The organism is Streptomyces sp. WAC05292 (assembly GCF_003949955.1).
Taxonomy (GTDB): Bacteria; Actinomycetota; Actinomycetes; order Streptomycetales; family Streptomycetaceae; genus Streptomyces; species Streptomyces globosus.
Genome location: NZ_RPSE01000336.1, coordinates 1 through 7,118 on the forward strand (window position 1 = coordinate 1; position 7,118 = coordinate 7,118).

7 protein-coding genes are annotated in these 7,118 nt (G+C 74.1%); 3 read left to right on the forward strand and 4 right to left on the reverse strand.

Annotated features, from left to right (window positions below):
• Positions 1-97 precede the first annotated feature (97 nt).
• Positions 98-760 carry an ABC transporter ATP-binding protein gene (locus EF903_RS25825; RefSeq protein WP_125547060.1) on the forward strand — a complete coding sequence of 221 codons (663 nt, stop codon included), beginning with the start codon at positions 98-100 and terminating at the stop codon, positions 758-760.
• Positions 761-795: 35 nt separating this feature from the next.
• Positions 796-1,455 carry a DUF2278 family protein gene (locus EF903_RS25830; RefSeq protein ID WP_125547062.1) on the forward strand — a complete coding sequence of 220 codons (660 nt, stop codon included), beginning with the start codon at positions 796-798 and terminating at the stop codon, positions 1,453-1,455.
• Between the two features lie 27 nt (positions 1,456-1,482).
• On the opposite strand, the gene EF903_RS25835 is transcribed toward EF903_RS25830, so the two are convergent.
• Positions 1,483-2,322, reverse strand: coding sequence for a hypothetical protein (locus tag EF903_RS25835; RefSeq protein WP_125547064.1), 840 nt, complete (start codon positions 2,320-2,322; stop codon positions 1,483-1,485).
• Complete coding sequence (locus EF903_RS25840) at positions 2,322-3,596, reverse strand: VWA domain-containing protein (RefSeq protein WP_125547066.1); 1,275 nt, start codon at positions 3,594-3,596, stop codon at positions 2,322-2,324. The genes EF903_RS25835 and EF903_RS25840 overlap by 1 nt, the downstream gene beginning before the upstream one ends.
• 132 nt (positions 3,597-3,728) lie before the next feature.
• Between EF903_RS25840 and EF903_RS25845 the strand changes: the two genes are divergently transcribed.
• Entirely contained in the window at positions 3,729-4,007 is a 279-nt protein-coding gene (locus EF903_RS25845) for a hypothetical protein (protein WP_125547068.1), read from the forward strand.
• On the opposite strand, the gene EF903_RS25850 is transcribed toward EF903_RS25845, so the two are convergent.
• Both EF903_RS25850 and EF903_RS25855 read right to left on the reverse strand, forming a co-directional pair.
• Complete coding sequence (locus EF903_RS25850; RefSeq protein WP_125547070.1) at positions 4,001-4,642, reverse strand: TetR/AcrR family transcriptional regulator; 642 nt, start codon at positions 4,640-4,642, stop codon at positions 4,001-4,003. The genes EF903_RS25845 and EF903_RS25850 overlap by 7 nt on opposite strands.
• 86 nt (positions 4,643-4,728) lie before the next feature.
• Entirely contained in the window at positions 4,729-6,789 is a 2,061-nt protein-coding gene (locus EF903_RS25855; protein ID WP_125547072.1) for a discoidin domain-containing protein, read from the reverse strand.
• Between the last annotated feature and the right edge of the window lie 329 nt (positions 6,790-7,118).

Sequence of the window (7,118 nt, forward strand, 5' to 3'; positions counted from 1 at the left end):
CTCCCGCCCGGCTGCGCCTTCGCCGCCCGCTGCCCGGACGCCGACGCCCGCTGCCGCGCCGAACTGCCCGCACCCGCCTCGGGGGTGGCCTGCCACCATGCTTGAACTCCGCGACATCACCGCCGGATACGAGCGGGGTCGGCCCGTCGTCGAAGGCGCCCGCCTCACCCTGCGCCCCGGCGAATCCCTCGGCCTCCTCGGCCCGAGCGGATGCGGCAAGTCCACCCTCGCCCGGGTCGCCGCCCTCCTGCACCGCCCCGACCGCGGCACCGTCGGCATCGACGGGCACACCGCGACCGGCTTCCGCCACCGCGCCCCGCGCTCCCTGCGCACCGCCGTCGGCGTCGTCTTCCAGCAGCCGCGCCTCGCCGCCGACCCCCGGATGCGGCTGCGGGACCTCGTCGCCGAACCCCTGCGCGCCACCGGCCGGCGCGCCGAGGCGGCCGGCGCCGTCGCCGGGCTGGCCGAGCGGGTCGGCCTGGGCGCGGACCTCCTCGACCGGCGCCCCCACGAGGTCAGCGACGGCCAGCTCCAGCGGGCCTGCCTGGCCCGCGCCCTGGTACTGCGGCCCCGCTGGCTCGTCTGCGACGAGATGACCGCCATGCTCGACGCCTCCACGACCGCGGCCCTGGTCGCCGTCGTCGAGGAGTACCGGGCCGACACCGGCGCGGGCCTGCTCGCCGTCGGCCACGACCCGGTCCTCCTTCAGCGCTGGTGCGACCGCACCGCCCACTGGAAGGAGATCGCCGGGCCGCCCTGACCGCGGGGTCGGCCGGCGGGTGGTTCACTGGCCGCATGCCCCTGGAGAACTACGGCGTGCTGTCCGGCACGCTGCACCGCCACTTCCGCGACCGGCCCGACGCGCAGGGCCGCTGGTACCACGTCCACCTGGAGGTGGACACCCCGGAAGGCCGCTACGCGTGCGCCGTCGACGTGGACAGCAAGAAGTCCGCGGTCGGCGTCCAGTGGAAGGTGTTCACCCTCCACCCCTCGGTGCTGGAGCCCGTGGACGCGCCGTCCCCCGGCTACCACGACCTGGCAACCGCCTCCGGATCCGGCGCGATCGACTACCAGCGCCACCCCGCCCTGGCCGAGCGCACCGGATGCCTCTTCGTACGCCGTCCCCCGGGGTGGGTGCAGCGGATCCTCGACCGGATCGACCCGCCCCGCCCCTGGACCGCCGGCAGCCACCTGGAGGCCTCCGCGGCGCTGGAGCCGATCCTCGTCCCCGGCCGGCCGGTCCTCGTCTTCGGCGAGCCCTTCGACGAGGGGCTCGGCATGCACAACATCCACCAGAACCAGGGCGATCCGGCCGGCAGCCGGTGGTGGGACGAGAACGGCACCTGGCAGGACGGCGCCACCATGACCCGCCGCCCCGACGGCCTCTACGACGTGTTCCTCTCCAAGTTCTCCACCCAGGCCGACACCACCGACGCCGGCGGGCACCCGGTGTAGGGCGCCCGCCGGTGCCGGGGGCGGGCGTCAGCCCCGCGGCACGTGCGGCGGGCGGCCCCGCCCGCGGGTCACGGAGTACCCGAACACGCCCGCCAAGGCCGCCAGTACGCCGCCCGCGGCGGTCCACACCCAGCGGTCGGACCAGCGGCCGCCCGACCAGCCGCCGTCCGGCTCACCCACCGCGGCGGGCCGGTCCCTGCCGGCGGAGCCCGCCTCGCCGCTCCCGGCCTCGGCCGAGAGCCGGGCCGTGGCGCCGGGTACCAGCGGCTGCGCCAGCGCCCCGTCCACCGCGAAGGCGCCGCCGGTGTCGCGGGTCTCGGCGGAGACCTCCACCCGCACCGGCTGGCCGAGGTCCTCCTTCGCCACCTCCGCCGCCGTCAGCCGCACGTAGTAGCTGCCGGGCAGCGGGTCGTGGGCCCACGGCTCCGCGCCGGGGCGCACCGTGCGCAGTGTGCAGGACAGCTCCACCGCGGCAGCGTCCGCTGCGGCGGTCGCGCTCTGCGCGCCGTACGTGCAGGCCTGCCGGCGGCGCAGCCCGTCGTACACGTCGATCCGCCAGGTCGAGGCGGCGTGCCGGGAGGCCGCGGGCGGCAGCTTCACCGACGCCTTGACCGTGGCGCGCTGCCCCGAGTCCAGCGGCAGCACCCAGTACAGGTAGTCGCCGGTCGAGGCCTCCGCAGTGGCCCGCTGGCCCGGCTTGACCGGCACCGCCGTGCGGAACGCCGTACCGGCCTCGGTCGGTCCGGCGGCCCCGCCGCCGCCCGGACCCGCGCTCGCGGAAGGGGAGTCGGCGGCCGCCGCGCCGGACGCGGCGAGCAGGCCGCCCGCGGCCAGTGCCGCGGCGGTGAGCATCCGTACGGTACGCATCAGTTCGTCCTCCAGACCGAGACACGCCAGCGGGAGATCCAGCCCCACACCAGGCCCGCGAGCAGTCCGGCCAGGGCCAGCACGCCGAGCAGCCACCAGCCGCGGCCCAGGCCGAACGAGGCGGCGTCGGAGGCGCCGTCGGGGCCGTCCACCAGGTCGATCACCAGCTCGACCGGCATGCCCGGGGTGGTCTTGACGGAAGCCGGCGCCGAGAAGGAGTTGCTCACCTGCAGGCACACCGTCTCCGCGGCCGGCTTGCCGTCCGCGTCCTCGCCGTCCGCCTCGCCCTTGGGATAGCGCAGCCCCGTCGAGACGAGGTCGGTGCGGCCGTCGCCGGCCTCCGAGCCGCGGACGATCTCCCGCCCGTGGACGGTCACCGCGCGCAGCATGACCCCGTAGTCGTTGTTCACCGCCCGGTCCGCGGCGATGCTCACCGAGGCCCGCAGCTCCTGGCCGGGCCGGACGTCCACCTGGTACCAGCGGTGCTCGCCGAACGACTCGCGGTCCGTGTACAGGCCCGCACCGAGCTTCGGCGCGCCCTGGCACTGCTTTCCGCCCTGGGTCGCCACCGGGGTGACGACGGGGGTCGCGGCCCGGTCCACCAGCTGCTTGACGCGGCCCGACAGCTCGGCCGTGTGCTGGACGGAGGTGTACGTGCCGCCGGTCGCCTCGGCGATGCAGACCAGCTGCTCCCGCGTCTTCGCGTCGGGAACCAGGCCGAGGGTGTCGATCACCAGGTGGATCCCCTGGGCGGCGATGTCGCGGGCGACCTCGCACGGGTCGAGGGGAGCGCAGGTGTCCTCGCCGTCCGTGATCAGCACGATCCGGCGGGTGGCGTTGCCGCCCTTGAGGTCCTCCGCCGCGCCGAGCAGGGCGGGGCCGATCGGGGTCCAGCCGGTCGGGGCCAGGGTGGCGACCGCCGCCTTCGCCTCGGTCCGGTCGAGCTTCCCGACCGGGTAGAGCTGTCTGGTGTCCTTGCAGCCCAGCTGGCGGTCGTCCCCCGGGTAGTCGGCGCCGAGGGTGCGTATCCCGAGCCGCACCTCGTCCGGAGTGGCGTCGAGCACCTCGTTGAACGCCTGCTTGGCGGCCGCCATGCGGGACTTGCCGTCGATGTCCGTCGCCCGCATCGAGCCGCTGACGTCCAGCACCAGCTCGACCTTGGGGGAGTCCTTCGCCGCCGGTTCGCCGGCCGCCGCGCCCGCCGGGAACAGCCCGGCCGCGAGCGCGACCAGCAGGCCGCACGCCCCGGCCGCCGCCCATTTTCTTGTGATCATCGCCGGATCGTATTGAGGATCGTGCGGCAATCCAAAACCCCTGCCGCCCGTCGGCGGCCTGCGAGCCGCACACGGCGCCACTATCCTTGGCACAGGGCCCCGCCCCTCGTGCGCCCGGCCGGAGGCAACCCCATGAGACGACGCCACCACTTCCACATCGACCACGCCGGCCACTCCGTCAGCGCGACCGTCGAGACGGGGCACCGCGTCGACGTGGAGCTCCTCGTCGACGGCAAGGAGACCGGCCACGGCACCACCCGCGGCGACCGGCCCGTCGCCGTCCGCGTGGAACTCCCCACCGAGCCGGCGACGCCGGTGACCGTGCGCGTCACGCCCGGTCCGGGCGTCCCCCGCTGCGTCCTGGTCGCGCCCGGGGCGGACCCGGTGGTGATGTCGCCGCGGCCCTACTGACGGCCCGACACGGCCGGCAGCGGCGCGGGGAGCGGCGCCCCGGTGCCCTCGACGAGCCCCGCGACGTGCTCGGTCACCATGGCGAGGATGCCGGCGGCCGCCTCGTCGTCGCCGAGGACGAGGAAGTTCAGGGTGAGGCCGTCCGTCATGGCGGCCAGGTAGCGCGCCAGCACCGGTACCGGGACCCGCAGCTCCAGGCCGAGGGCGCCGCGCACCTCCTCGACGAGGGCGGCGTACACGTCGCGGTACAGCTCGTGCTGCCTTCGGGCGAGGTGCTCGAAGCCCGGACGGCGCAGGGCGTACTGGGCCAGCTCGTAGGTGAGCATGTGCTCGGCGGGGTGGGCGCGCACGTGGTCCCAGTACGCGGCGAAGCCCGCCTCCACCGTCTCGCGCAGGGTGGCCCGCGGGCGGATGGCCTCCTTCACCACCCCCAGGTAGTGCTCGGTGATCGTCTCGATCACCGACTCCAGCAGCGCCTCCTTGGAGTCGAAGCAGTAGTGGAAGACGCTCAGCGACACCCCGGCCTCGGCGGCGATGGAGCGGGTCGTGGTGCGGGAGACGCCGTCGCGGGCCATCGCGCGGATCGCCGCCTCGGTCAGCTGGCGGCGCCGCTCGGCCAGCGGCCTGCGGGGCATGGGGGTCCTTCCTGTCCCTGCGTGCGGTGCGTGGTCCGGCGGGGCGGCCGGGCCCGGATGCGCCGACCCGGCCGCCCCCGGGGCCGTCAGCTGCTGAACACGCCGAGCTCGTACAGCGAGTAGCCCCACTGCGTGCCGCGGCCGAGGCCGTGGACGCGTACGTGCCGGGCGGTCACGCCGTCGAACCGGGCGGTGTCCAGGCCGCCGTCGCCGGTGGTGGTGGACCACACCGTCCGCCACTGCGCGCCGTCGTCGGACACCTCGATCCGGTACTCCCGCCCGTGGGCCCGCTCCCAGTCGAGGGTGACGCGCTTGACGAGGGCGGGCGAGCCGAGGTCGACGGCCAGCCACTGGTCGTCGCTCCAGTCGCTCGCCCAGCGGCTGGACCGGCTGCCGTCCACGGCGCGGCCGGCCGCGTAGCTGACGAACGGGTTCCACTCGGTGGAGCTCGCCGAGGCGGACGCGGCCGAGGCGAGGTTCAGGCCCCCCTTGTGCCGCTCGGAGGCCCCCCAGGTGCGCAGGTAGGACTCGGCGCCCTTGAACAGGTCGTCCACGACGCCCTGTCCGCCGACGATCCGGACGTCCTCGATCCAGTCGGGGACCATCCCGTAGTGTGCGGCGCCGTCGGTGTTGAGGTCCCAGGTGCGCTGCCCGGTCGTCTGGCGGTCGATGACCGAACCGCCGTCGGTGCTGCGGAAGGGGTAGCGCACCGGGTTCGGGGTGTCCGCCCCGCGCGGCGCGGGCCAGCCGCCGACGCCGTTCATGTCGGTGCCGAAGCCGTAGCCGACGCCGTACTTGTCGCGGAGGGCGTCGGTGCGCTTGGCCTCGGCGCTGAAGCTCTCGGCGCCGTTCATGTAGCCGGTGGCGAAGCCGCCCAGCTTGTAGAGGCGCTCCAGCCAGCCGGTGTCCATCCAGCTGTGCGAGGAGATCACGCCCGGGTAGGACTCGGACTCCAGGATGTCGAGGGCCCGGCCGGCGGCCTTGACGCTCATGTGGTCCACTTCGAGCATCATCTTCCGCTTCATCATGCCGCGCAGCGCGTACTCGCCGAGCTCGGTCAGTCCGCGGGTGTTGCAGCGGGCTTCGGCGGAGTACGAGGGCATCGACACGCCCGCCGGGAGCTGCTTCTGCGCCGAGGGCGCCGCCGCCAGGCCGATCGGGTTGTCGTGCTGCGGACCGGTGCACTGCTCCGTCTGCCAGAAGGTGCCCGTGGACAGGAACTGTCCCACGTTGATGGCGGTGCCGAGCGCGCCCTCGTCGAAGCGGACCCCGCACAGGGCGTTGTCGAACTTGTGGCACAGGAACATGCTGCGCACGCCGAGCCGGTGCAGCTCGTCGAGGCCGCGGTCGATGTCCTCCCGGCTGCACTGTGCGATGTCCAGGATCTGCTTGCAGCCGAACGGCTCCGAGGTCTCCACGCCGAGGACCACGGCGAGCTTGCCCTGCTTGACCACCTCGCGCGCCTGGTCCGAGTCGGTGACGATGCGGAACCAGCCCTTTCCGGGCCCGCCGTACATCTTGTCGACGTAGGCCTGCATGTCGTACGTCTTCTGCGCCTCCAGGCGGATGGCGGTCATCTCGTCGCAGCCGCGGTCCTTGAAGAAGTAGACCGAGCAGATGACCCCGTTGGTGACGAGGTCGTTGACGAGGACGCGCTGGCCGCCGCGCCAGGCCCGCTCGATCCACGCGTAGTAGTTCTGCTGGTGGGTCAGCGAGTCGTGCGCGGGCCAGTCCTTGAACGTCGGCCAGCCGTTCGGGTCGTGCTTGCCGTCGCCGCCCTTGGTGATGAAGTCGAAGACGGCGAGGGTGCCGTCGGGGTAGTGCTCGGGGCAGTCCTTCAGCGCGTCGGCGATGCCCTGTTCGGAGAACGGCCGGCCGCAGATGAGGCGGCCGCCGAAGCCCTCGTTCGACATGATGTGGTCGTGCGCGTCGACGAACCCGCGCACGTTCCCCTGGGCGTCGGTGCCCTTGAAGGGCTCGCCGGTGACGTTGATCTGCGAGTCGGGTGCGGGCCGGGCGGTGGGGGCCCACCAGTCGGCGTCGGCCGAGGCGCCGGGCGCGGGGCCGAGCGACACGGCCAGAACGGCGGCGAGGAGCAGGGCGAGCAGTGTGAGTGGTCGGCGGCGGACGGGACGGCGTCTGGTCATGGTCACACTCGCGTCATCGGGAGTCGGCTGGCGCGGTCGAGGACGCAAGGCCGTGTCCGGCCCGTTGGTTGTCATGTCCCGCGCGAAAGGTGCGTCGAGAATCCCGACTGCCGTGCGGAGAGTCAAGAGTCCGGGTCAAGCGACCTGATGAAACATCAGGTCTTCCTCCGGCGGCCATCCGCGCCGGTCCCGGCCGTGACCCGGTGTCGGCCGACCGATCGCACGGGGTTAGGCTCAGGGGAGGACTGTGCCGGTATGCACCCCCGTCCCGGCACGGGATCAGCGCCGTTGTCGACCACAGGCCGCGCTGCCCGGGGACGCCCCACCCC